Origin of the sequence: Clostridium sp. MT-14 (assembly GCF_042436595.1) — a bacterium.
Taxonomy (GTDB): Bacteria; Bacillota; Clostridia; order Clostridiales; family Clostridiaceae; genus Clostridium_B; species Clostridium_B aromativorans.
Window position 1 is genome coordinate 145,401 of sequence record NZ_JBHMIY010000004.1, and the last position, 24,743, is coordinate 170,143.

20 protein-coding genes and 1 other annotated feature are annotated in these 24,743 nt (G+C 32.3%); of the genes, 2 read left to right on the plus strand and 18 right to left on the minus strand.

Features of this window, described 5'->3' with window-relative positions:
• Nucleotides 1-68 precede the first annotated feature (68 nt).
• From ACFHWD_RS05230 to ACFHWD_RS05265, 8 genes are all read right to left on the minus strand, one after another.
• On the minus strand, nt 69-506 hold the full coding sequence (locus ACFHWD_RS05230; RefSeq protein WP_150356141.1) for a sugar transporter: 438 nt from the start codon (nt 504-506) through the stop codon (nt 69-71).
• Nucleotides 507-535: 29 nt separating this feature from the next.
• A complete protein-coding gene (gene prdC, locus ACFHWD_RS05235; RefSeq protein ID WP_179978142.1) occupies nt 536-1,843 on the minus strand; it encodes a proline reductase-associated electron transfer protein PrdC in 1,308 nt (435 codons plus the stop codon).
• 366 nt (nt 1,844-2,209) lie between these two features.
• Nucleotides 2,210-3,958, minus strand: coding sequence for a sigma-54 dependent transcriptional regulator PrdR (gene prdR, locus ACFHWD_RS05240; RefSeq protein ID WP_294182226.1), 1,749 nt, complete (start codon nt 3,956-3,958; stop codon nt 2,210-2,212).
• 178 nt (nt 3,959-4,136) lie between these two features.
• Nucleotides 4,137-8,219 (minus strand): AAA domain-containing protein, encoded by a 4,083-nt coding sequence (locus ACFHWD_RS05245; protein ID WP_378060918.1) that lies wholly within the window; start codon nt 8,217-8,219, stop codon nt 4,137-4,139.
• Between the two features lie 171 nt (nt 8,220-8,390).
• A complete protein-coding gene (locus ACFHWD_RS05250) occupies nt 8,391-8,990 on the minus strand; it encodes a DedA family protein (protein ID WP_150356137.1) in 600 nt (199 codons plus the stop codon).
• A gap of 73 nt (nt 8,991-9,063) precedes the next feature.
• Nucleotides 9,064-10,062, minus strand: coding sequence for a LacI family DNA-binding transcriptional regulator (locus tag ACFHWD_RS05255; RefSeq protein WP_378060921.1), 999 nt, complete (start codon nt 10,060-10,062; stop codon nt 9,064-9,066).
• Nucleotides 10,063-10,242: 180 nt separating this feature from the next.
• A complete protein-coding gene (ileS, locus tag ACFHWD_RS05260; RefSeq protein ID WP_150356135.1) occupies nt 10,243-13,347 on the minus strand; it encodes an isoleucine--tRNA ligase in 3,105 nt (1,034 codons plus the stop codon).
• A gap of 111 nt (nt 13,348-13,458) precedes the next feature.
• Nucleotides 13,459-13,683, minus strand: a binding site (T-box leader).
• Nucleotides 13,684-13,749: 66 nt separating this feature from the next.
• Complete coding sequence (locus ACFHWD_RS05265) at nt 13,750-14,727, minus strand: N-acetylmuramoyl-L-alanine amidase (RefSeq protein WP_229980719.1); 978 nt, start codon at nt 14,725-14,727, stop codon at nt 13,750-13,752.
• Between the two features lie 178 nt (nt 14,728-14,905).
• On the opposite strand from ACFHWD_RS05265, the gene ACFHWD_RS05270 reads away from it, so the two are divergent.
• Nucleotides 14,906-15,538, plus strand: coding sequence for an MBL fold metallo-hydrolase (locus ACFHWD_RS05270; protein WP_150357493.1), 633 nt, complete (start codon nt 14,906-14,908; stop codon nt 15,536-15,538).
• A 38-nt stretch (nt 15,539-15,576) separates the two neighbouring features.
• On the opposite strand, the gene ACFHWD_RS05275 is transcribed toward ACFHWD_RS05270, so the two are convergent.
• From ACFHWD_RS05275 to ACFHWD_RS05285, 3 genes are all read right to left on the minus strand, one after another.
• Nucleotides 15,577-15,942, minus strand: a complete 366-nt coding sequence (locus tag ACFHWD_RS05275; protein WP_150357491.1) for a helix-turn-helix transcriptional regulator — start codon at nt 15,940-15,942, stop codon at nt 15,577-15,579.
• A gap of 76 nt (nt 15,943-16,018) precedes the next feature.
• Nucleotides 16,019-16,531 (minus strand): anaerobic ribonucleoside-triphosphate reductase activating protein, encoded by a 513-nt coding sequence (gene nrdG, locus ACFHWD_RS05280; RefSeq protein ID WP_150357490.1) that lies wholly within the window; start codon nt 16,529-16,531, stop codon nt 16,019-16,021.
• Nucleotides 16,532-16,557: 26 nt separating this feature from the next.
• Nucleotides 16,558-18,663, minus strand: a complete 2,106-nt coding sequence (locus ACFHWD_RS05285; protein ID WP_150357488.1) for an anaerobic ribonucleoside triphosphate reductase — start codon at nt 18,661-18,663, stop codon at nt 16,558-16,560.
• Nucleotides 18,664-18,811: 148 nt separating this feature from the next.
• Here ACFHWD_RS05285 and ACFHWD_RS05290 point away from each other — a divergent pair, with 148 nt between their 5' ends.
• Nucleotides 18,812-19,003 (plus strand): hypothetical protein, encoded by a 192-nt coding sequence (locus ACFHWD_RS05290; protein WP_150357486.1) that lies wholly within the window; start codon nt 18,812-18,814, stop codon nt 19,001-19,003.
• Nucleotides 19,004-19,108: 105 nt separating this feature from the next.
• Here the strand turns inward: ACFHWD_RS05290 and ACFHWD_RS05295 are convergent, their stop codons facing one another.
• From ACFHWD_RS05295 to rnmV, 7 genes are all read right to left on the minus strand, one after another.
• Nucleotides 19,109-19,297, minus strand: a complete 189-nt coding sequence (locus ACFHWD_RS05295; RefSeq protein ID WP_150357484.1) for a ferredoxin — start codon at nt 19,295-19,297, stop codon at nt 19,109-19,111.
• Between the two features lie 125 nt (nt 19,298-19,422).
• On the minus strand, nt 19,423-20,268 hold the full coding sequence (locus tag ACFHWD_RS05300) for an Mrp/NBP35 family ATP-binding protein (protein WP_150357482.1): 846 nt from the start codon (nt 20,266-20,268) through the stop codon (nt 19,423-19,425).
• Nucleotides 20,269-20,285: 17 nt separating this feature from the next.
• Nucleotides 20,286-21,077 carry a hypothetical protein gene (locus tag ACFHWD_RS05305; RefSeq protein ID WP_179978349.1) on the minus strand — a complete coding sequence of 264 codons (792 nt, stop codon included), beginning with the start codon at nt 21,075-21,077 and terminating at the stop codon, nt 20,286-20,288.
• A 221-nt stretch (nt 21,078-21,298) separates the two neighbouring features.
• Nucleotides 21,299-21,883 (minus strand): PsbP-related protein, encoded by a 585-nt coding sequence (locus tag ACFHWD_RS05310; RefSeq protein WP_150357478.1) that lies wholly within the window; start codon nt 21,881-21,883, stop codon nt 21,299-21,301.
• A 15-nt stretch (nt 21,884-21,898) separates the two neighbouring features.
• Nucleotides 21,899-23,206, minus strand: coding sequence for a hypothetical protein (locus ACFHWD_RS05315; protein ID WP_150357476.1), 1,308 nt, complete (start codon nt 23,204-23,206; stop codon nt 21,899-21,901).
• Nucleotides 23,207-23,308: 102 nt separating this feature from the next.
• Nucleotides 23,309-24,154, minus strand: a complete 846-nt coding sequence (rsmA, locus tag ACFHWD_RS05320) for a 16S rRNA (adenine(1518)-N(6)/adenine(1519)-N(6))-dimethyltransferase RsmA (RefSeq protein ID WP_229980723.1) — start codon at nt 24,152-24,154, stop codon at nt 23,309-23,311.
• Nucleotides 24,147-24,710 carry a ribonuclease M5 gene (gene rnmV, locus ACFHWD_RS05325; RefSeq protein ID WP_179978147.1) on the minus strand — a complete coding sequence of 188 codons (564 nt, stop codon included), beginning with the start codon at nt 24,708-24,710 and terminating at the stop codon, nt 24,147-24,149. Before rnmV ends, rsmA begins: the two co-directional genes overlap by 8 nt.
• Nucleotides 24,711-24,743 lie beyond the last annotated feature (33 nt).

Below are 24,743 nucleotides of genomic sequence, written 5' to 3' on the forward strand. Positions count from 1 at the left end.
TTTGATCCTAAATTTTCTATTGAACTTTTTAAAACTTAATTTATATTTAAATCCTCTTTATACAGCTATTACCCTATATAAAAAGGAAGTTCAATATCTATTCCCCTGCCTTCTTCTATCTGTATTTTCAAAGTTCCACCAACTACTGAAACAGATGCATTTCCCTCATTTACCATGTTGTCTATTTGAGGGACTTTATCTTCTGTTGAATCCTCTTTAACTTCTTCTTTATCTTCCTTCTTACTTTCTGCAGTCTTAATTCCCTCCAAAATGTCTGGAGTAAGTGGAGTTAGGGAATCTATGGTTTTAGTAAGCTTTGCCCCTATTACTTCCTTTACCTTAAGGCAATTATCAGGTATAGTCAGCAATCCTGAGTCCACCATATCTGGAAATATATCTGGATCTTCCAGATTTTCAGCTGCGATAATGGTACCTTCTTCTGTTCTGCAGCATACAACAGCTACTTCATCCTTTACTTCTTCTGCATGTTCAGCACTCATTGACATATTAAATCATCCTCCTTGATTTTTATATTTTAAGATTCATGTTCCATTGGAAGCCTTCTTGTTAATGGATAGTTTACTGTTCTAAATACATGATCTGTATGATGATATACAGGCAATCCCATCTTAGGTGCACAGCACATTACCGTATTTGAACAATCGCTGCAGTTGGATATAAGAACCCTTTTCGCACCTTGTTTCTTTAAGTACATAATTGCCTGTGCCTGACCCGGACAATGCCCTGGAGTTTTACATTTGTTCGCACCTTTAATTTCCTCTACATTTTTACATTTAGTCACACCAACTACCTGGGAATTCATTTTGGAAGCCACATCTCTAAGTCTTGCTTCATTAGCTCCGCAAGCACATACCAAAAGTCCTATAGGGCCCTTGTACTCAGGAAAAGGTATGGTTACAATAGCTCCCCCTGAAGTTTTCGTCACTATTGCAGTGTCAATATCCTGTGAAGTCCCTGTATAGGGTCCTCCTATTATCAATTCACCGTATTCACCATCTATGCCGCCGCATTTTTCAATGAGACTTTTTATGCTTGTTCCTACAGGTACCTGAAAAAATACATTAGGTTCTATTCCTGATTTCAATTTTCCTATAACTGTTATATCTTTATCTATTACCGGCTTCCCATATTCTACCGCCATAGTTATGTTAAAAAGAGTCTCTGCATTCAGAACTACACAATCTGCATCTGCTGGAAGTTGAGTAGGTTCAAGCCATCTATCAAATATTGCATGAATAATAGCTCTTTCCTCTCCCATAGGATACATGTCAGGCAATTCCTTAATTTGTATGGAATTGTCATTTTTCAAACAATTTTTTAATACTTTTATAGCTTCTAAATGTTTAGACTTAATTGCTATATAGGCTTTTTTGGCGCCAGTAGAACTCATAGCATATCTTATCCCTTTTATTATTTCCTCGGGTTTCTTTTCTATTCTCCCTATATTGTGGTGAAGTACTGGCTCACACTCCACACAGTTGGCTATTATATATCCATTGGAAAGTTTAGTCTTTAATTTTATATGAGTTGGAAATCCTGCTCCTCCAGCACCTACAACTCCTGCTTCATAAACCGTATCGGCAATACTATCACATTTTTTAATTTTTACATATTCTTCTGACTGTTTGTCATCTGGTTTAATTACAATCGCCGAATCAGTTATTTTTACTACATTTCCTGAAACGCTGCTGTGTATTTTAGCTCCAAGACCTTTTGGTTCTGCTATACATTCTCCCCTTTTTATTCTCTGGCCTTCCTTTACAATAGGTGTATCAGGGCCTCCTACATGCATTTTAAGGGGAAAACTATAAAACTGTTCCATATTATCCCTCCTAAGTATTTAGGCTAATTCAACTGCCTACTAAATTTTAAAAGCATATTTTATGCCAATACGCTTTATTTTATACATACATGCTATAATGCTTACTAATGCTATATCTAGAAGCTATAAGTTTTTTTTATAGCTTCTATAAATATGAGTGAATGTATTATTTTTTGACACTTTTTGCAGTCGTAAATTCATTAATCTTTTATAAACCTTTACATGTCCCAATTATACTTTATTTTTTTAGTGTCAATAATTTAACACACTTGTTAAATTATTGACACTTCGATTGCCTACAAAAAAACACTCCAAATATTAGATTTCATCTAACATTTGGAGTGTACTTTAAAAAACGATAGATATTCACTTAAATTTACTTAATTTATAATAAAGAGTACTTCTTTTTATATTCAATATCTTTGCTGCCTTATTTTTATTCCCATGTACCATTTTCATCACTTTTTCTATGGTTTTTCTTTCTATATTCTCTGTTATTTTTTGTAGATCATATTTATTTTCATCATTATATTCATAATTTCTTATATTTTCATTTCTTATATATTCAGGTATAGATTTCACAGTTATTTTCCCATCGTTCGATAATACAACCATTCTCTGGATAACATTTTTTAGTTCTCTAATATTGCCATCCCATTTATAATCAGCTAAAATTTTATATATCTTCTCATCAATATAATTTATCTCTATACCTTCATCTTTCGATACCTGCCTAAAAAATAAATTAGATAAATCCCTTATATCCTCCCTTCTATCTTTCAAATCTGGTAATTTTATCTGCACCACAGCCAATCTATAAAACAAGTCCTCTCTAAATTTACCTTCCGATATCAATTCATTTAAGTTTTTATTTGTAGCGGATATTATTCTGGTATTGGTAATGATAGATTTTTCACTTCCCAGCCTGTATATAACTCCGTCTTGCAGTACCCTCAGCAGCTTTGCCTGCATTTCCATAGGCATATCACCAATTTCATCCAAAAATAGGGTGCCTTTATTGGCAAGTTCAAATTTGCCTATTTTACCCTTTTTTATAGCTCCCGTAAAAGCTCCCTCCACATATCCAAATAATTCACTTTCAAATAAATTTACAGGTATGGCACTGCAATTTATGGCTACAAAACTTCCAGTTCTCTCACTGGCCTTATGTATTGCTTTTGCAAATACCTCTTTCCCTGTACCGCTATTCCCTGTAATCAAAACACTGGTGGATGTAGGAGCCACTTTCTGGGCAATGGAAATTGCATCTATTATCTTTTTGTTTTTGCCTATTATAAATGAAAAATTATACTTGGAAGACAGCTCATTTTTATAGGCATCCTTAAAGAATTCTACCTTCTTTTTTTCATCTTCCAGCTGTTTCGTTAAATTCACTTCATCTGTCATATCTCTGTCTGTTGATACCACGGCTACCAACTTTTTATCCGAATTATATATTGGAAAAGCACTCAGTACTACAAACTTGCCCTTAACTGGCTCGTGAAACACATTATCAATTCTCTTTTCCGTATTCAATACTTTCAAAAGCATAGCATTTGGGAAAAAATCTCCTATATATCTATTCAATATATTATTCAGTTTAACACCATATACTCTCTCAGAAGCTTTATTCCAGTACTTTACTATTCCCTTTTCATCGCACATGCACACGCCTTCATGTAAATTATCAAATACATAATTTTGGAGTTTAAAAAGCTCATCCATTTTTATATAAAATATGTCTCTAAAATTATTATTTGTAATAATCCCAATAATGTGATTGTTTTCTACGACAGGTAATCTTCCTATATTTTTTTTAATCATCAAATCCCTTGCATATCTAGCAGATGAATTACAATCTATAGTTGACACATCCTTAGAGGCATATTTAATTACAAAATCTTTAAATGATATTCCCATATTTCTGATCCTTATTGCGTCTTTCATAGTAAATATACCAATTAGTTTTTCATCATCATCCATTATTAAAACTTCATTTCTATAAGACTGCGTCATTTTATCAATAGCATTCTCTATAGTCTCATTACTGCATACCTTTACAAGCCCTTGCGTCATTATATCCCTAACTTTATAAACTAATTCAAAAATACTCATTAACTCACCTACCTATATTTTTAAATATACATATATAAAATATACCTGCATACTTATTTTATCATTAGTTGAGCATACATTTAAACTATTTCTTAAAATCAATTAGTCATAAATAAAAAATAGTCCTTTAAAAATTTCTCAAGAACTATTTTTTCTACTAAACAGATTCTGCTTATAATTATACTACTTTTAGGGCTTCCGTATCTGATGTCTGTAAACTATATCTTTCAATTCCCATGTTATTCAATTTATTCCACAGCTTTTCCATGGTTTTTTCAGGTTCATAATAGAATTCACCCCCCATTATCCTATAAAACACCCATCCTGCTCTTTCTAAATCCAGCTGTCTTTCTACTGCCTCCTTCCAATTATATTCTTCAGATGGAACATCGCCGTCACATATTACGGCAACCCTATTTCGCATACCTTCTACAATAAAATCCATATTGTATTTACCTATTTCTACTTTAGGAGTGACTTTATACCCTCTACTTTTTATAAGATTATAGACATCTTTTTGAAATTCAGTTTGAAATATATATTCTACATTTCCACTATTTTTATCATGTTTGTTATAGTTCAGACAGTAATTGAGAAGAGAATACCGTACACACTCCTCATTTAAATCTTTCAGATCTACAGAATGAAACAGCCACATTTGATTTCTAGCCCTACTTGCTGCCACATTAAACCTCTTAATATCATTTTCTTTTGTAAGAGGTGCAAATTTTACATTTTTAGAAATCACCATAGACAAGAACATTATGTCCCGTTCATCACCTTGAAAAGAATAAGCATCTCCGCATATAAGTTTTCTCCTTATAATTTCTTTTACACCTATTTTATCCTTTAACATATTTTCAATAAGTCGTCCCTGTGCCTCACCAAGCAGTGATATAACACCCATAGACATATTTGAATATTTGCTATCCCTGCAGCAGGCTGCAACTTTATCTACCAAACATTCAGCTTCTTTAATATTTACCGGTTTGCTGGAATCCCTAACTCCCTCCTCTACCTTAATTGTATTTATAACAGGATAAAATCTCTCATTGATTCTAGGATATCTTAAAGTCAACATTTCTCCGGAATAAACCAAATTATTGCTGAAGTTTATTATTTCAGGTACACATCTAAAATGTTCTTTCAGCATAAGTCTAGCTGGGAATACTCTCAGTGCCGTATCATAAAGACTTGTCTGTAAATCAAACCACTGTCTTTGAGGTATTTCTTTTAAATATTTATTTATTAAATTGTACATAGTCCTCTGATCAACACCCACAACTTCTGGACTTATCTGATTATCATCTCCTACTATAACTGCCCTTTTGGCTCTCATTAGCGCACACAATGAAAACAAATCACTTTGGCTGCTTTCATCAAATATTATTACATCAAACATATTTTTTGAAAGCTTTACATTTTCTATAACCCTGTTTAATGGCATAATCCATACTGGAATGATCTTTTTGCACTTCTCCATTTCCCTCTGGGCTATTTTTCTGTACTCAGGTACCATCTTACCTCTGCCCTTTCCAATCCTCTTCACTGCCTGCATCCATGAAAACAAACTTCTCTTTTCATTTTCCGTAGTTCTAAGTATTTGATTATACCATGTATTTTTTGAAACTATATCTTTTATGATTTCTTTCTCCCTATTCTTTTCTATTCCTATGGCCTCTTCTATTTTTTCTAGATTTAGGCTATACATGTGATTTAACAAACTATTCCACTGTGCCCATTTCCAAGCCTTTGTCCAATCATTAAATTTCTCTTTTCCGCAGTCCCAGTCGTCTATTATATTTTTAGCAGTTTTAGGACATATTCTATTTAATTTACCTATTAACTCATCTACCTTAAGACATTTATTCTTTACCCCTTTAATTTCTCTTAATTCCTGTAATGTCGCTTTAACTTGGTTTACATTCAAATTGTTCACAGCTTCATAGAGTTTTTTTAATTCTCCTGTATTATTTATTGTCTTTTTAAATACTTCTATGTAGGCCTTATCATTATTGTATATATCAATGCCTTTTATAGCTGATACACATTTGAGTAGATAATCATAGGATTCTCTCTTGTGCCAGTCCATGTCCCGCGGAACTGATATCCTCCCCAGTCCTTCTTCTATTGGCCTTTTATATTTTACATCCCAATTTACAATTTCGTACAAATAGCTTAGATTCTTTTCCATCAAAATTATATCAGAAGGTTTTATGGAAGCAGCCATTACCTTTAGCCCATAATCTCGCATAGTATTATTCCACATATTTCTCAATTCATTAATAACCTGTTTCTGTCGAACATGTAGTCTAATTATTATTGCTTGTTCCATATTCTTCAAAGGCATTCCGTCTATCTTACAATTTTTTAATACATAATTACATTCAGGATGTATAAGTGTAAATAACTTTCCTATTTTGCCATTCCTGTCAAAGGAATTATATAATATATCAAAACTCTCTGAAAATTTATCAGTATCAATATCATCGGAAATTTCTATTTTGTGATCTCTAATCTGATCTCTAACTTTACTGAGTATCAACATGCAATTATTACTCTTATACAGAAGATCTTTGAGAGTCTGCCTTACCAATTTACTGCTATAATAACTATTAAATATATCACCCCACACGCCTTCTCCTAACACTGCAATTTTATTCCTACACTCATCTAGCAGCTCTAATAATTTATCATAGTTGCACCTATTGTTACAAGGTATATGCCACCCTTCTAAAATTTCAATATGTTTATGATATTCCAATCTCACTTTTTTATACTCTGATATCCTATTGCAAATTTCATCATCATCAGGCAATTTCTCTATTATTCCCTTAACATTATCAAATTTACGTTTTTGATTTTTATTCAATATTTTTCTCAAATATATTAATAAATTGAATTCTTTCTCCGATAATGGCATAATGTCATCCATATGGATCTCATCTTCCAGCCAACAATACTTTCCCCTATTATTTCTAACCCATTTAGCAATATCCATGGAGCTGTATTCTCTGCCGTTATAACTGATGCCCCTATTTTCTAGCTCCTGTATATCCCTAAATTTTCCATATAGTTCCCCCTGTCTTTTTTTACAAAAATCCAACTTCTTTTTTAATAATTCAACTTCTTTACATATACCCTCAGCATCCACAGATAAAGTATCCGTTATTTTCCGCACTGATTCATTGAGTCTGTTTAAGGAATTGGGATCATTACCCAATACACTGATACATAATGGTCTTATTTCTTCAGGTATCTTCTCTGTCAGTACTTTAAGTGCCCTTCCCGTTTGACTTGTCACCAATACCCTTTTACCATGGGCAAGAAGGTGGCATATTAAATTAACTATAGTATGACTTTTACCTGTTCCTGGAGGTCCTTGAACAACTACCCCATAATTTTGGGCCATCTTTTTTATTATCTCCTTCTGTTCTAAATTTGCAGGTAATGGGAAAAGTACATTTTCCCCGACTTTCTCCCACTCACGTCTTTCTTTCTCATCACAATCTATAGTCTTTTCATTTACCAATGCCTTTACAGTTTCAGGTATTTCACATCCATTGTCTATGGCTTTAATTATATTATTTATCTCAACTTGCCATAATCTAGCATTATTTTTTCTTACAAAAATGACGGATGTGTTATAGATATTTGGACGTTGCTGAAAATCAACTCTTTTTTTAGAAAAACTACTTTTTTTAAATTCCCCAGGAGCATCTATATGAGAAAGAAGTTTTAAAAATATGCCCTCGATCTGTCTCAAGTTTCTTGGATCCAAATTAATTCTATTCACTTTATCGGCCAGTGCAAAAATGCCCTGCATATTACATTCCTCAAACCCTTCAAATAAAGAAATTTCCAGTACAGTCCTATTTGAAGGTGTTAAGACAAATACTTCCCTCCTTTTATTAAATTCTATTTTCATCCTGGTATTTAGTATAGGATGAATAATCTTTTCATTTTCTCTCTTCCATATGAGTAACCCTTGTCCAAAAACTATTTCAAAACCTTCCTCGTTTTTCTCATTCTCCTGATATATATGGAAAAACTCTTCATATAGTCTGCCGCATTTCGCATTTATCTCAATCCAAGGTTCATTTACCGCCAATTTGTTTACACTACATCCCTGTACATGAAAAAATTCCTCTTCCCAATATAATTTTTCATAATCATAAACACTTTTTATAACCTTCTGATTTAACTTCTTTAAGCTCAATAAATAAGAAAATATATTTTTTACTCTATCCCTATAATCCATGATTTCCCCTCCTAATAATGGCCAACTAAATATTATATTTACTTTTATGTTAAATTATACCATTAAATAAATAAAATTTCAAAAATTTCGTTAAACAAAATTCAAACATTCATGACGGTATTTTTCTACAATTATTTAAAAATTAAAGGAAGTAAGTTTTAATGTAAAAACTTACTTCCTCAATTTTCTCCTTATTATTTTATAGAACACAAACCCTATTATTATAACCACCAGAGCTATATCGGCAAAATGAAACCATTCCCGTATAATTGTCCATTTTTCTCCCATTTTATATCCTGCATATCCTAAAAATATACTCCATAACAGGGAACCCAATAGAGTATAAACAACAAATTTCTTAATCTCCATTTTACTTATGCCTGCAGGAAGGGAGATAAAGGTCCTGATTATAGGTAATAGTCTGGAAAAAAACACAATTTTTTCTCCATACTTATTAAAATAATAATCACTCTTTTCAAGGTGAGATCTAGACAGCCTAAGCTTATCCGCATATTTTTCCACTAAAGGCCTTCCTCCTATTTTCCCAATATAATAGGCTCCTATAGATCCCATCGTTCCACCTAATGTTCCAAAAATTATAACAAGTACTGGATTCAGTCTTCCCGTAAAGCTCAAATATCCTCCAAAAGGCAATATAGCTTCACTTGGAATAGGTATACAGGCGCTTTCCAAAGCCATCGCCATAAATATGCCTGTATATCCAGTTTTATCCAAAACAAAAATAACTACATTTATTATTTTTTCTACCATTACTATTTCCTCTCTTGCCGGGATGCATATATATTACTAACGATCTATGGAAAAATAGTACTTTTAGACATAACTATTTTTTACAGGAATCTCTTTCAATCAATTCATGTGGCAATACATAATTTATCTCTTTTAATTCTTCTTTGTTTATCATCTTTATAAGCATTCTCATACCCACAGATCCCATATCATAAATAGGTTGTGATACAGTAGTTAATTTAGGATAAAATATGGATGCCAAATATATATTGTTAAAGCCCATAACATCTATATCATCAGGTACGCTAATTCCATTATCTCTAAGTGCATTTATAACCCCTATGGCTATTTCATCACTAGTACAAAATATTGAATCTATTTTGGCTTTATTTAATATTTCATTTATCCCCTTATATCCATTTTTCGCTTTGGAACTGGTAAAATAAATTTTATCTCTGTCAAGTTTTAAATTATTTTCCTCAAGAGCCCTTTTATATCCCTTATACCTCACGGCACTGGCATTGACCGTATCTTCTCCAGCACCTATGTATGCTATCTTTTTGTTGCCTTTTTTTATCAAATATGCAACTCCATCATAGGCTGCCTTTTCATTGTCAATGGTTACACTGGGGATATTTTCTTTTTTATTTGTACTTTCAACTAAAACCATAGGAAATTCAAGTTGTTTTATGAGTTCCAGAATATTTGGTTCAAGAGAATTACTCATATATAAAACTCCATCTACCATTTTTTCTTTTAGAACTTTTAAATACTCCATTTCTTTTTCTATATTTAAATCAGTATTACACAGCATTATATTATAATCATATATATTTGCCACATCCTCGGCTCCCCTTACAATTTCAGGGTAGAATTGATTGGATATATCTGGAATTATTATCCCTATAGTTCTAGTCCTCTGTGTCTTAAGACTTCTTGCCACTATGTTGGGTCTGTATCCCAATTTTTTAATAGCTGCCAATACCCTTTTCTTAGTCTCTTCATTTACAACGTCTACATCATTAAGTACTCTAGATACTGTAGCTATCGAAACTCCAGCTTCTCTCGCCACGTCTTTAATTGATGCCGCCACTTTATACCACCTACCAATTTGCGTTTTTTATAATTATACTTATAAAATTACATTATTACAAGATAATTTACATATTTTTATCAATTATCATTATTTTAAGCCATAAAATTAATTTTGATACCCCAGATTTCGGATAAAACAAATAATTTTTCTGAAATCTGGGAATCTGAACAATATAATTTATTTCACTAATTCAACAGCTATATCAAGCTCCTTCCCGTTAATATTACATTTATTGTATTTTCTATCGGCATTATAAATAATATTTAATGAAAGAGTCTCTTTTTTAATTCGGTTTTCAAATTTCTTTACTACAGTTTCAAGTTTATCATTTCCGGAAATATACAAGTTTATCTTATCTGCAACTTCAAAACCGCTTTCTTTTCTCATATTTTGTATTTTGCTTAAAATTTCTCTTAAATTTCCCTCTTCTTTAAGTTGTTCTGTAACTTTAGTCTCCAGAACAATTCCTATGCTTCCTTCGCTTGCAAATGCAAAACCTTCAAGACCTTCCATAGTAATAAGAAGATTATCTGAATTCAATTCTATTTCAGAACCTCCTACGTTTATTTTTACAGCTTCGTTGTTATTTACCTTTTGTGCAAGCTCTACCTGATCCATAGAAGATATCTCTTTCGTTATTTGAGGTATCAATCTTCCATATTCTTTGCCCAATACAGGCAAATTGGGCTTTATGTTAAAGTTGACATATTTTGATAGATCCGCATTGAATTCAATATTTTTAATGTTCAACTCCTCTTTTATTATATCTCCGTAATATTGAGGTAAAGTTTTTATACTTACAAGCATTTCTAAAAGAGGCTGCCTATTTTTGATATTGGCGGTGTTTCTAGCACTTCTTCCCAGCTTAACTATCTTATAAGCTTCTGCCATATCCTTTTCCAAATCCTCATTAACAGCACTGGCATCATATTTGGGCCACTTACATAGGTGTATACTTTCCGGAGCATCTTTATCAAGGTTTACCACAAGATTTTGATAAATCTCCTCTGTCATAAATGGTACGAAGGGTGCAGCCACCAAAATCAGCGTATTCAATACTTTATACAGAGTTACATAAGCACCTATTTTATCTTCTGTTAAATGGTCACTCCAGAATCTTGTTCTATTTCTCCTCACATACCAGTTAGAAAGCTGATCCACAAAATCTCCAATATTTTGGGCTGCCTGAGTAATTCTATAATGATCCAGATGATCTTCAGTTTCCATTATAAGTGAATTTAATCTTGAAACTATCCATTTATCCATTATATTTTTGCTTGTAAACCCTTTATAGTCCAGTGGATTGAAATTATCTAAATCCGCATAGAGCACATAAAATGAATATACATTCCACAGAGTACCCAAAAACTTTCTCTGACTATCCTGAACTGCTTCCTCGTAAAATCGTGATGGAAGCCAAGGTGCACTTTCAGTATAAAAATACCATCTAGTTGCATCCGCCCCCTCATTTTCCAGTGCCACCTCTGGGCTCAATACATTCCCCTTATGTTTTGACATTTTTAATCCATGCTTATCCAGTACATGCCCTAGTACCAGACAATTTTCAAAAGGACTTCTGTCAAACAGAACCGTGGATATAGCCATAAGAGTATAAAACCATCCCCTGGTCTGGTCTACAGCTTCAGATATAAATTGAGCGGGGAAATTTTCTTTAAAAAGTTCTTTGTTTTCAAAGGGATAATGATGCTGCGCAAAGGGCATGGATCCTGAATCAAACCAGCAGTCAATTACATCTGAGGATCTATTCATCTCTCCACCACATTTTGGACATTTCAATTTAACTCTATCAATATACGGTTTGTGAAGTTCTATACTTTCAGGTACATTTATCCCCTTTTCTTTTAATTCTTCAATGCTTCCTATGCACTCTTTGTGACCACATTCGCATTCCCATATTGGAAGTGGAGTACCCCAATATCTTTCTCTGCTGAGCCCCCAGTCTATCACTCCTTCTACGAATTTTCCAAACCTACCTGTTCTTATATTATCAGGATACCAATTTGTATTATTGGTATTCCTAACCAGCTTATCTCTAACTGATGACATTTTAATAAACCAGGTATCTCTTGGATAATACAGGAGAGGAGTATCACATCTCCAGCAAAATGGATAGGAATGGGTGAATTTTTCCGTTTTATAGAGTATTCCATTTTCCTTTAAATATTCTATTATTTTAGGTTCTGCATCTTTCACAAAGAGTCCTTTCCATGGTGTAACTTCTTCCTTAAATTTCCCCTGTGTATCTACAGAATTGGTCATAGGTATACCATACTTTTTACAGCTGTTACTGTCATCCTCACCAAAAGCAGGAGCTGTATGAACTATTCCCGTTCCATCTGTCAATGTCACATAATCTGCATGAAGTACATAATGTGCTCTTCCTTGAAAAGATGCAAAATTAAACATTGGTTCATAATCTAATCCTACCAGTTCTTTCCCCTTAAATCTTCTTAAAACCTTATATTCGTCTTCTAATTTCTCTAAAAGGGCCTCTGCCAATATTAAACGTTCTCCTCTATTTAGCACTTCCACATAATCATAATTTTCATTTACCGCCAGTGCCATGTTGTTGGGAAGTGTCCATGGAGTTGTGGTCCAGGCAAGCATATATTTATTTTCACCCTTGAGTTTAAATTTAACATATATTGATGTCTCTTTTACATCCTTATATCCCTGCGAAACCTCATGAGAGGAAAGTGCAGTACCACACCTCGGACAATAAGGTACAACTTTATGACCTTTATACAAAAGACCCTTTTCCCAAATTTTCTTTAATGCCCACCACTCTGATTCTATATAATCATTGTGATAAGTTACATAGGGATTATCCATATCAACCCAGAAACCTATTCTGTCAGACATTTTTCTCCACTGGCTCACATATGTAAATACACTGTCTTTGCATTTTTTTATGAAATTTTCCACTCCATAATCTTCTATCTGTGGTTTTCCTGATATTCCAAGGCTTTTTTCAACTTCAAGTTCTACTGGAAGTCCATGTGTATCCCATCCTGCTTTTCTTAAGACTCTATACCCTTTCATGGCTTTATATCTTGGTATAAGATCTTTTACAACTCTAGTCAAAACATGGCCTATATGAGGCATTCCATTGGCAGTTGGAGGTCCATCATAAAAAGTAAAATATTCTCCGTCTTCATTCTCTTTAAAGCTCTTCTCCTCTATTTTTTTGTCTTCCCATAATTTCAGAACATCCTTCTCCCTCTCTACAAAACTTTTATCATTGTCAATTTTTTTATACATGATTTGACCCCTTTCTATTCTTATTGTTAAGTTTTTACTACTATGTTTATTTTATACACAGTACGAAATGCAATATATAACTTTAATTATTTACAATAAAAAACTTCATCCAAATAGGACGAAGTTTTATTCGTTATACCACCTATGGTAATACTTTTTACTATTATATTCTTTTCTTTAACGCAGAATTACGTGAAAGCTTACTCAAAATAATAAAACATCTTTCAACTTCCAAACTCCAAGGTGATTTTCTCCAAATTATTCTATGAGTTCTCAACACCCTCACTCTCTGTAAGTAATATAAACTTGGATACTCTCCTTCTTCAACGTTTTTAAAACAATCATGATATAATTTCCTTTTATTATATTATATGAGCTTTTTATTGTCAATTTATTTTTCTATCAATAACCGAGAGTTTGTAATATACCATCAGCTATAGCTTGTGCAAATTTTTGCCTGTATGCATCACTATTTAGTTTTGCCGCATCACCTGGGTTAGTTACAAATCCCAATTCTACAAGAACTGCCGGGGCAGTGGTGTTTTTGAGTACGTAAAGCCCTCTTTCGTCCTCCTTTATCTTCCTGTCATACATTCCAACTTCTCTTATTATGCTGTTTTGTATATTTGAGGCCAGTCTTTGACCTTCAGAGCTTCCTGGATAATAATAAGTTTCAGTACCATTGGCACCAGGTTCATCAAAATAGTTGGCATGGATACATACAAAATACTTAGAATTTGCATTATTTGATATGTCACAGCGCTTTTGAAGGCTCTCTATAACACTCATTGGAGTAGAACGCATATCCGTAGTTCTGGTATACACCACATTTATTCCCTTGCTTTCAAGTATCTTTCCAGTTTTTAATCCTACCGCTAAAGTGATATCATCCTCCTGAAGACCATTTATTCCCGTAGCACCTACATCTTGTCCCATACCATGTCCTGGATCAATAGTAACAGTATACTTTCCATTGGAAGCTGGCTTGGCTTTTATTATAAACTGCATTTTAATATCATCTTTTTTTAAGCTCCTGCCATTTATTGATTTTAAACCGCTCTTTATAATCAAATTATAAGTTTTACCATATGTATATGGAGTTTCAGGACTAACTATCACACTACTTCCATCACTTCCAACCTGTAAAGAAACTGGAACTATATTCCCTTCGCTGTCCGTTACAACCACGTTAGAATTATTTACCGTACTTGTATCCACCTTCATGCTAAACTTTACATTCCATGATTTATTGGGCTCAACATTTTTCCCTATGATCGCTCCATCATAGTCAGCTGCTTGTACAATATTAATTCCTGCAAGTGCTGCAAACATTAATACAAAGCTTACTAGCAGTACCATATAAGTTTTTATATTTTTCAATCAATCACCTCCATATAAACCTTACATTATTTTATTATAATATAAAAAGTATTAATTTTATACATAAATATAGTTATATTTTTATACTAATCTAAAATAATCATATTTTAATAGAATGATCATAATAATGATATAATATTATAAATATAAAAAATTTTTTCATTGAGGAGATGTTTTTATGAAAATAAAATGGTTAGGTCATTCTAGTTTTTTATTGGAAGATTCAATGGGTCACAAGCTTCTAACAGATCCTTTTGATGAAACTGTAGGGTATAAGGTATTTCGTGGTAAGGTGGATTTAATCACAATAAGTCACAGTCATTTTGATCATAATTATACGAAAAATATAGAATACAGCCATATTATAAACAAGCCGGGTTCTTTTAACCTATGCGGCATACCAATTATTGGTATACCTTCTTATCACGATAAGGTCAATGGAGCAAAACGTGGAAAAAACATAATATTTATAATAGAAATGGACGGCTATCGAATATGCCATTTAGGAGATATTGGATACGTATTGTCTAGGGATAAAGTAGAAGAATTAGGAAGCATAGATGTATTATTTATTCCGGTAGGCGGCAATTTTACTATAGATGGTAAAGAAGCTGCAGCACTTGCTAAATCCATTAACAGCCACATAGTAATTCCAATGCATTATAAGACTTCCCCTTTAACTTTCGAATTAGATGGTCTAGAAAAATTCCTTAAATACGCAAGAAATGCAGAAAGAGTTAAGAACAACACTTTAATTATAGAAAATAATTTACAAGAATACAATTCAGTTAAAATACTTGATTTTAAATAATTGCCAAACAAGCACCAACATTGATATCCATCAAAATATTAATTGTGCTCTACGTGCTCTAATCCTGCATTAAACAGCCTATTTATATGTTCATCATCCAATGAATAATATACAGATTTACCATCTCTCCTAAATTTAACTAGTCGAGCTGTCTTTAAAATTCTAAGTTGATGTGATATAGCGGATTGGCTCATTTGAAGTATCTCTGCTATATCACATACACACAGTTCTTTCTTAAACAGTGCATATATTATTTTAATTCTTGTGAAATCACCTAACACTTTAAAGAGACCGGAGAGATCCCTAAAGACTTTTTCATCCAGCATACTCTCTTTAACGCACTTTATACAGTCTTCATGAAGTTCAGTACAGGAGCACACTTCAATTCCCAAATTATCTTTCACATTATCAACTCCCTACTAGAAGTATTATAATATATTTAATTGGATCCTTTCAACTAAAATCACAATAGTACTACTTTTAATTATAAAATATCTCTACAACCTTGTGAGTTTTTAGACTTTTTTTTACATCAATAATTCTCTGATTGCTTGAACCTTTGAATTTTAATCTGCAGTCCTTCTTATTTTCTTCAAATTTTCCATCAACCAATACGTCTATGTCATTTATCAGACTTTGCCAATATTCATTTTGAGTGTTATACAGGATATACTCAAAAGTATATCCTGTATAACACCATATATTCAAACCCAATGCTTTAATTTTATCTGCCATATAGGAAAATTCTTCTGCCTGTTCAAAGGGATCGCCTCCTGAAAATGTAATTCCAGTTATCAGCGGATTACCCTTTATCTGTTCAATCAATTCATCTGTATCTCTAAGCTCTCCCCCATTAAAATCATGTGTGGAAGGATTAAAACATCCTCTGCAATTATGTCTGCATCCTTGAGCAAAAAACACCCTTCTCATCCCGGGGCCATTGACCAAACTTTCATATACAATACCTGCCAATCTAATTTTTTTTCTTACCATTAAAATTTACCCCCATAGATGATGATTTAAGAATATATAAGTTCATTATTCCTATGAGATACTCTATCTGCTCTTTCTGCGGCCTTTCCTTCTCCAAATCTCTCGTCCAGTGATAAATATCCCGTTACTCTGGATATTCCCTGTATATTACTACTGCCGCATTTAGGACATACTTCTTCGCCTTGCAAATAAGTACCACATTCTTTACAATATCTTATATGAAAATTTATCCCTATGTAGCTCATATTCGTGTTATCGTAGGCATAATTAATTATATTTTTTACCACTTCTTCTGATGGATAATCGTCTATTTCCACATAACTTATATGTCCGCCATTACACAATTTATGGTAAGGAGCTTCAATATCAATTTTATCCTTTATAGATATTGGAAATCCCACAGGAATGTGATAAGAATTAGTATAGTAATTCTTATCTGTAACTCCCGGTATTTCACCAAATATTTTCTTATCGTGAATTATAAATTTCCCGCTTAGACCTTCTGCAGGGGTGGCATAACAACTCCAATTTAAATGAGTTTCTTCTGTAAGCCTATCAGTATAATTTCTGATATGAGAAATTATTCTTATCCCGAGTTCTCTTGAATTTTCATCCTGACCATGGTGCTTCCCGGTCAATGCCACCAACGTTTCTGCAAGACCAATGAAACCTATTGCCCAGGTGCCCTGTTTCAATATCGGCTCTATGGAATCATCGCTTTCTAAATTCTCAGCACCCCTCATAAGTTTTTGTCCGGCTACAAAAGGTAAATCTCTGACCTTCAATCTTTTTAATATGCTGTACCTATGCATGAGAGACTGCCTGGAAAGCTCAAGTCTTTTATTCAACAGTTCAAAAAATTTATTTATATTACCTTTAGAAATAATGCCAATGCGGGGCAAATTAATAGTAACTGGAGCTATATTTCCTCTTCCCTCCGGGCCTGGTTCTCCATTTACATTAGAGCAAACGTAAGTCCGGCATCCCATAGTAGCAGGTATAATTCCCTTGTCATAATAAGTCTTGTTAAAATCCGCATCTAAATTCATGAAAGTTGGATTCATTCTTTTTGAGGCCACTCTACAAGCTATGCTAAATAAATAGTAGTATGGATCTTCCTCATTTTTATTTACACCCTTTTTGACTCTGAATATTATATTCGGAAATATGGGCTGCTCGCCTTTCCCAAGTCCCTTCTCATATTCAAGTAAAAATATTTCACAGACTAAAGCCGCATCTTCTGATCTTGGTATACCTATATTTATAGAACTAAAAGGCACCTGTGAACCAGCTCTTGAATGCATTGTATTTAAATTATAAATTATTCCCTGCATGGCCTGTTCTATACTTCGCCTTAATTTCTTATTCAAAATTTTAGCTATTTTATTCTCTTCCACTCCCACTGCCCTTAGATCTTCAATTATCTCTTTTCTAGTGGGTTCAACAAAAACAGCCATGTCATTGTCAAAATCCGGATGAGACTGTCCCCCAAACATATCATTTTGTGATGACTGCAAGAGTATGCAGGAAAGTTCTGCAGCAGATTCTATTCTCTTAGGCGATCTTATATTCCCATATCCTGTATTAAAGCCTTCTAAAAGCATTTTTTTAGTCGGTATATGAAGACAATTTACAGTCAGATTATAAGAATCCAAATCATGATAATATATATCTCCATTTTCATGTAATTTAGCCAGATACTTTGGCATAGTAGCTAAATTGTGCCACTTATTGGACTCACTTGCTATTCTCAAAAGCTTGGCACTAAAATTATTTCCTACGTTAGCATTATCCCTATCTGTCTGAATTCCTATTTTGTCAATGGCTTTCATAAGATCGGATTTTATCTCTCTTATATTATTTCTCTCTTTTCTATAATTTGAGTAGGATAATCCTATCTTCAAATATCCCCTTTTTAAAAGCACTTCTTCAACTATATTTTGTATATCCTCTACATTTATTTCTTTCAAATTTAACTTTTCCAAACACTGTATAACTTTCTGAGTTAAATCAATAAATTCGCTCTCTTTCAACTCATACCCTATCTCTTCAGAAGCACCTTTTATTGCATTGGTGATTTTGACAGAGTCAAAGTCAACTTTCCTTCCATCTCTTTTCACAACATGTAGCATATATTGTTCCTCCTGACCACTATATCTTGTATATCTACCTGGTTTATTATACTATACCACATATAAAAAATCAATTTTTAAATTTTAGGAATAAGAATCAAAATAATGATAAAACTAATAAAAACTCAATTTTATAGGAGGAATCTATATGATTGGTAAAATAATAGATTTAAATGTTACAGAAGCACTTATAAGTTTTCAAGATGGATCAACTGCCGATATAGGTATCTCTCATTTACCTGCCAGCATAAAAATAGGAGATACTGTAAATATAAATCCAAATTTTACATCTAAGTTAAATGATAAGTTTGGAAATACTTCACTCATGAATATATTTTAATTTTTCCTAAAAAAATATTATACAAAAATGCGTTCTGACTAAACCCATTAAGCTTTTTCAGAACGCACTTCCCTATTTGATTCAAAATCAATTCAATATACTTTTTTATTCTACAGTAATGGCAGAAACAGGACAATTTTCCTCAGCTTCTTTTGCCGAGCCTTGAGACTCTTCCGGTACTTCGCCTGTAATTGCAACTGCTTTACCATCTTCATCCATTTCAAATACTTCAGGACATGTACTTGGACATAGTCCACAACTTATACAGACATCTTTATCAACTACCGCTTTCATAATATCTCCTGTTGGACAACAGGACTTTCACCTCTCTTTTTATAAATTTAATACATAATGCAATAATAAAATAATTTTCATCTGTATTATTGCCATAAAACTAATTTATTATATCCACGTTTGAATTATTTTGATAGAGCTATAAGATTATCCAACAAATCATTGTAATCATGAGAATTGCCTATGTAGCTTTCCACTTTCCCATTTTCCATGCTCTCTACTAACTCAGAATTTACAGGCATTTCCTCTAATAGTTTCAAGCCAAGATATTGAGCCTGTTCTTCTGCGGATTTTTTACTAAATAGTTTTATTTTTTCTCCACAGTTACTGCACTTAACATAAGACATATTCTCCACTACTCCTATAACATTTACATCCATTTCCTCTGCCATTATGACTACTTTTTTTACTATCATGGATACCATATCCTGAGGAGTAGACACTATAACTACTCCTTCTAGTGGGAATTCCTGCATTATAGTAAGTGCTACATCTCCTGTCCCAGGCGGCATATCTATGAGAAGATAATCTAATTCTCCCCATTCTGTATCAGAATACATTTGTTTTAAAACTCCTGCTATCATAGGTCCTCTCCAGATAACGGGCTGTTCCTCCTTCTCTGTTAAAAGATTTAAAGAAATTACCTTTATTCCAAAAGAGGTTTCTACGGGTAGAAATTTTACCTGCTGTTCTTCATCAATTTGAATTATATCTGCTCTTTTATCATTTATTCCAAAAAACCTGGGCATAGATGGTCCTGTTATATCACCATCAAGTACTCCTACTTTGTAGCCTGCAGCCTTTAATTTTACAGCTAGTATTCCTGTGACTGTAGACTTTCCAACTCCACCCTTTCCACTCATAATACCTATTATATGCTTTATACCGCCATATTTTGGCAATATAAAATTACACTCATCTTGATTTTTACCGCATGCTGCTCTACTTGAACAGTTATCACAATTACTCATTTTTTTCCTCCTACAATTTAAAAATTCTCAGGTTCATTTTTATACACTTTTATGTCCCATCCGGCACCGCTGTAGGTGTCATATATATAATAAATTTTTTCACTCTTATTTTTCTTATCCCAAAATGTAATAGTCGCCTTGTACAGTGTAGATTTATATCCTTCAGTCTTTATTGTAACCCATATATCGTATTTATCCTTATTGTTATTACCAATACCGGCATTTTTAAATTTATCATTGAGATCCGACTTAAATTCTTCTACCTCTGTAGATAGTATAAACCTGGATCCATCTATGTCATCTCTAAAATTTATTCCTATCTTTTTATTTTTATCTTTGTCTCTAAAATATTCATTTAAAGTGTTCATTATTGATCCATAATAAACCTGTTTAAAATTATTTGGAGGCATTCTTATATTCCAAAAATTGTTGATCATATCATTATCTATCCTTTTTGATACAATATATATTTGATTGTTACTATAAAGATTTCCAAAATCTTTTTTATCAAGACCCGCTATATAATTAAATTTATGAATTTTATTATTCCCTTCATATATCTCAAATATATAATCTGGCTGCAATGAAGATTTCCTTGATACCTTTTTACCCGAAGACAATATATCATATAGATCTTTAATTGCATTCTGATCAGTAACCACAAATTTAAATCCCTGATCCCTTATATTCTGAATAACTATTTTATCAACTTTTCCCTCTCTTATGTACTCAAAATCCGAATTTTTTAAGCCAGCCTTAACTTCTAGCTCATCTATTTTATCGCAGCCACTCAATAAAATAGATGTCATCAAAGTAATCAATACTAAAAATACACTCAATCCCTTTTTAATTTTCTGCTGCAATTTACTCACCTGCTATTAAATGTTATCAATTTTTATGGTCAAATTTCGTTTATTGACCTAATTAATTATGCTATTTCATGCTGAAAATCTATGAATATTATAGCATATTTGTAACAAAAAAATCCCCTTTCACGCAATTAAACCTGAAAGGGATAATATATATTTTTTCATTTATACTCTAGAGTTTTCACAATGGTTTCAAATATAGTGGGCATGTTTTCTTTAAAATCCATATCTTTTACAAAAAAAGAAAATCTGCAAAATTGTTTTCCCTCTTCTATAAAATATTCTATACCCCTGTAACTATCTCCAATTTCTTTTGTAATAATATACTCAACTAAATAACCATTTCTGCCATTTATATTAATCCTACTCATATTATAACTTTTATATAAATTCTGTTTTTCAGATATGCTTCTACTATTTTGCAGGAATATTTTTAAATTTCCCTTTAAATTCCAAACCTGGACAAAACCATTTATCTTGCCATCAGCGCTTTTAAAATTACTGTGGTATACTATCTCATCTCCAAATATATCCTGAACTCTACAATCCCAATTAGAAGGTAATTTATATTTTAATCTATTTTTCAACCCGCTGTACTGAGTTAATGATTTTATGTCATTTTGCATTAAAGCTGTAAATTTTAATTTCACATCAAAATTTTTCTCAAGCCCAAAGAGAATTGTCATAAGCCCTATTATAATTATTGTAACTCCAAGTTTTCTTTTATTTATGAATAGCACTTTCATAAATAATACCCAGTACTATTTTCTTACAGGTATTACTACTGTATTTGTTTTAAAGTCATAAAACATTAGCCAATATCCCACTTTATTTTTATCCTTTAAAGACACCCATGTAACAAACCCGGATTTACCTCCATAAGGCTGATCTCTTTTATCCTTAGTACCTAAAATTCCATACACCAGATATTTCACTCTACCTTTTTTATCACATTTATATCCTGATAAATAATGGCAGTGCTTTTTTACATAGGGATAATAACTTATCATAGGATAATATATTAGGGCATATTTATTATAATCGTTCATATTATACATATCTTCCATAGAACTCACAGGTACTTTATACCACTTGCATCTTTTTAATTCTTTACTTATATTTTTAATTTCCTTAAATCCATTCATAAGGTTATTAAAAAAGTCCCCTTCTGGTCCCTGAGGATAATTACCAGGTTGACTTATTCCTTTTATTTTTTTGCATTTATGCCTATTTATCTCTGCTTTTTTATAGGACTCAGTCACAGAATCATCTACGTATATAGAATTATCTTCTTCTACAGACTCATTTTTCATTTCTAGATCTTTTTTAATTCTTGATTCAAAAGTATCCTCAACAACTTTCTCTTTATCATCTTCTGATTTATTTTCCTCATTCTTTATTTCCGATTTCGTGGATGGTTTTTCTTCTACTTGATTTTCGACCTTTACTGATGCCTTCTCTTCCTTTTTATCTGCATGTTCTTCTTTTGCATCCTCTTTGATTTTATTTTCTCTATCTGTCTTAGCTTTTTCTATACTCTCTTCATACTTATCAAATACACTCTTTTTTTCAATTTTTTCTGTATCAATAGTCTCCAATTCTTCAACTTTTTCGCTTTCTTCTTTTGAGCTCTTACTCCTATCTTCTAACATTGTAAAGTTCTTCCATTGAGGTATTTCTGTGCTTGCAAATCCGCTCATTACAGATATTATGTTATTATCTAGTATTCTGACTATAGCAGCTCCTGATACTTTATCCATAGATATGCCGCTGCCAGCCACATCATCCATAGGATATTCATAACATATATCCGCTCTTCCATAATCATCTATGTTCATTTCACCTATTTTAATTATATTTTTTATATCTTTTTTATTGCATATAAGCATCATGTAATAGGGTGTTTTTTCTTTCTTGAGATTTTGTACATAATAGGATATTTTGCACTTATTATTTTTCATCTCCAATTTTGCATATCCTGAAGCAATTTTATCAGAAGCTAAAGAGTATCCTTTTTCATCTTCTTGTAATATTATAAAGTATCTACTATAACTCTTTTTTTGTGCCAATTTCCTATACCTCCATATATTATATTCATTATAATATATGAAGAAACTTTCAAAAAGTGAACAAATAGTTTTAACTTCCATACAAAAATCATGCTTTGTTAATTATAATTTCTCGGATATTTCATGTATACAATCAGATAACCTGCCAAATTCCTGCAGCGACAATGTCTCTCCCCTTCTTTTAGGATCAATTCCCGCTGTATTAAAGGCCTCTTTCATACACTCTTTAGATATATTCAACGGCTTTACCGCATTCCACAATGTTTTCCTTCTCATATTAAAAGCACATCTTACAACTTTAAAAAATAGCTTTTCATCTTTCACATTAACTCTGGGCTTGTGTAATTTAATTAATTTTATGATTATAGAATCCACTTTAGGTTTAGGTATAAAAGAAGAAGGACTCACTTTTCTTATTAATTCAACATCACAATAATATTGAACAAGTATAGACAAAGCTCCATATTCCTTACAACTAGGTTTTGCTGCAATTCTTTCTCCTACTTCCTTTTGTATCATTATAATAAAAGTCTTAAAATTGTAGTTTTCATTTAGCATTTTTGCAATAATAGGTGTAGTTACGTAATAAGGTAAATTTGCCACAATCTTTATATTATCTTCAACATTTATTATTTGAGAAAAATCCATCTTTAGTACATCTTTATGTATTAATTGAAAATTGGTGAATTCCTTTAATTCCTCTTTTAAAATAGGAATTAAATTCATATCCAATTCAATAGCATATACCATTTTTGCAGACTTTAAAAGTTCTCTCGTCAAAGTTCCCACTCCAGGACCTATTTCTATAATTACATCGCCTTTATCTATTTCTGCACTATTTACTATATCCTGTAATACTGAAGTATCTATTAAAAAGTTCTGTCCTAAAGCTTTGGAAAATCTAAATCCGTATTTTTTTACTATACTTTCTGTAGACAGCTTATTCATATTGCTTCACCTTATTCATCCTTCTATTTACTTTATTAACAGCTAATTTAAACTCTTCTTTTGTTATTCCATAATTATTTAACCTGAATAAAAACTGACAAGTATTGCCGTACCCTATGCCAAGCTCTTTACCTAAGATATCTCTTTTCTCCTTAGAATCCTGTTCTCCTGTAAGTCCAAAAAATATCATATCATTTATATCAAATTCACAATGTTTTTCTTTGAGCTCACACTTTGCATTCTTTAGAGAATCTATTATTGTTTCTGGAAGTGCATTTTCCACTCCAATATCTCCGTTTTTTACCCCATCCTTCTGAGATATATATGCATGTTTTATTCCTTTAACCCTCTTTGATATTATCCTCCTTATCTTTTCTCCTGCAAAATCTGGATCAGTTAAAACTATAATTCCCTGTCTTTTTTGAGCTTCCTTTATTCTATTTATAACCTCTTTATTTATTCCAAATCCACCTACTGCTATAATCTCCGCATCTACAGCCCTTTTAACTGCCCTTACATCATTCCTTCCTTCAACTACTATTATCTCTTTAATCATATTTTCCTCCTATGGTAAATCAATTATTTAAAG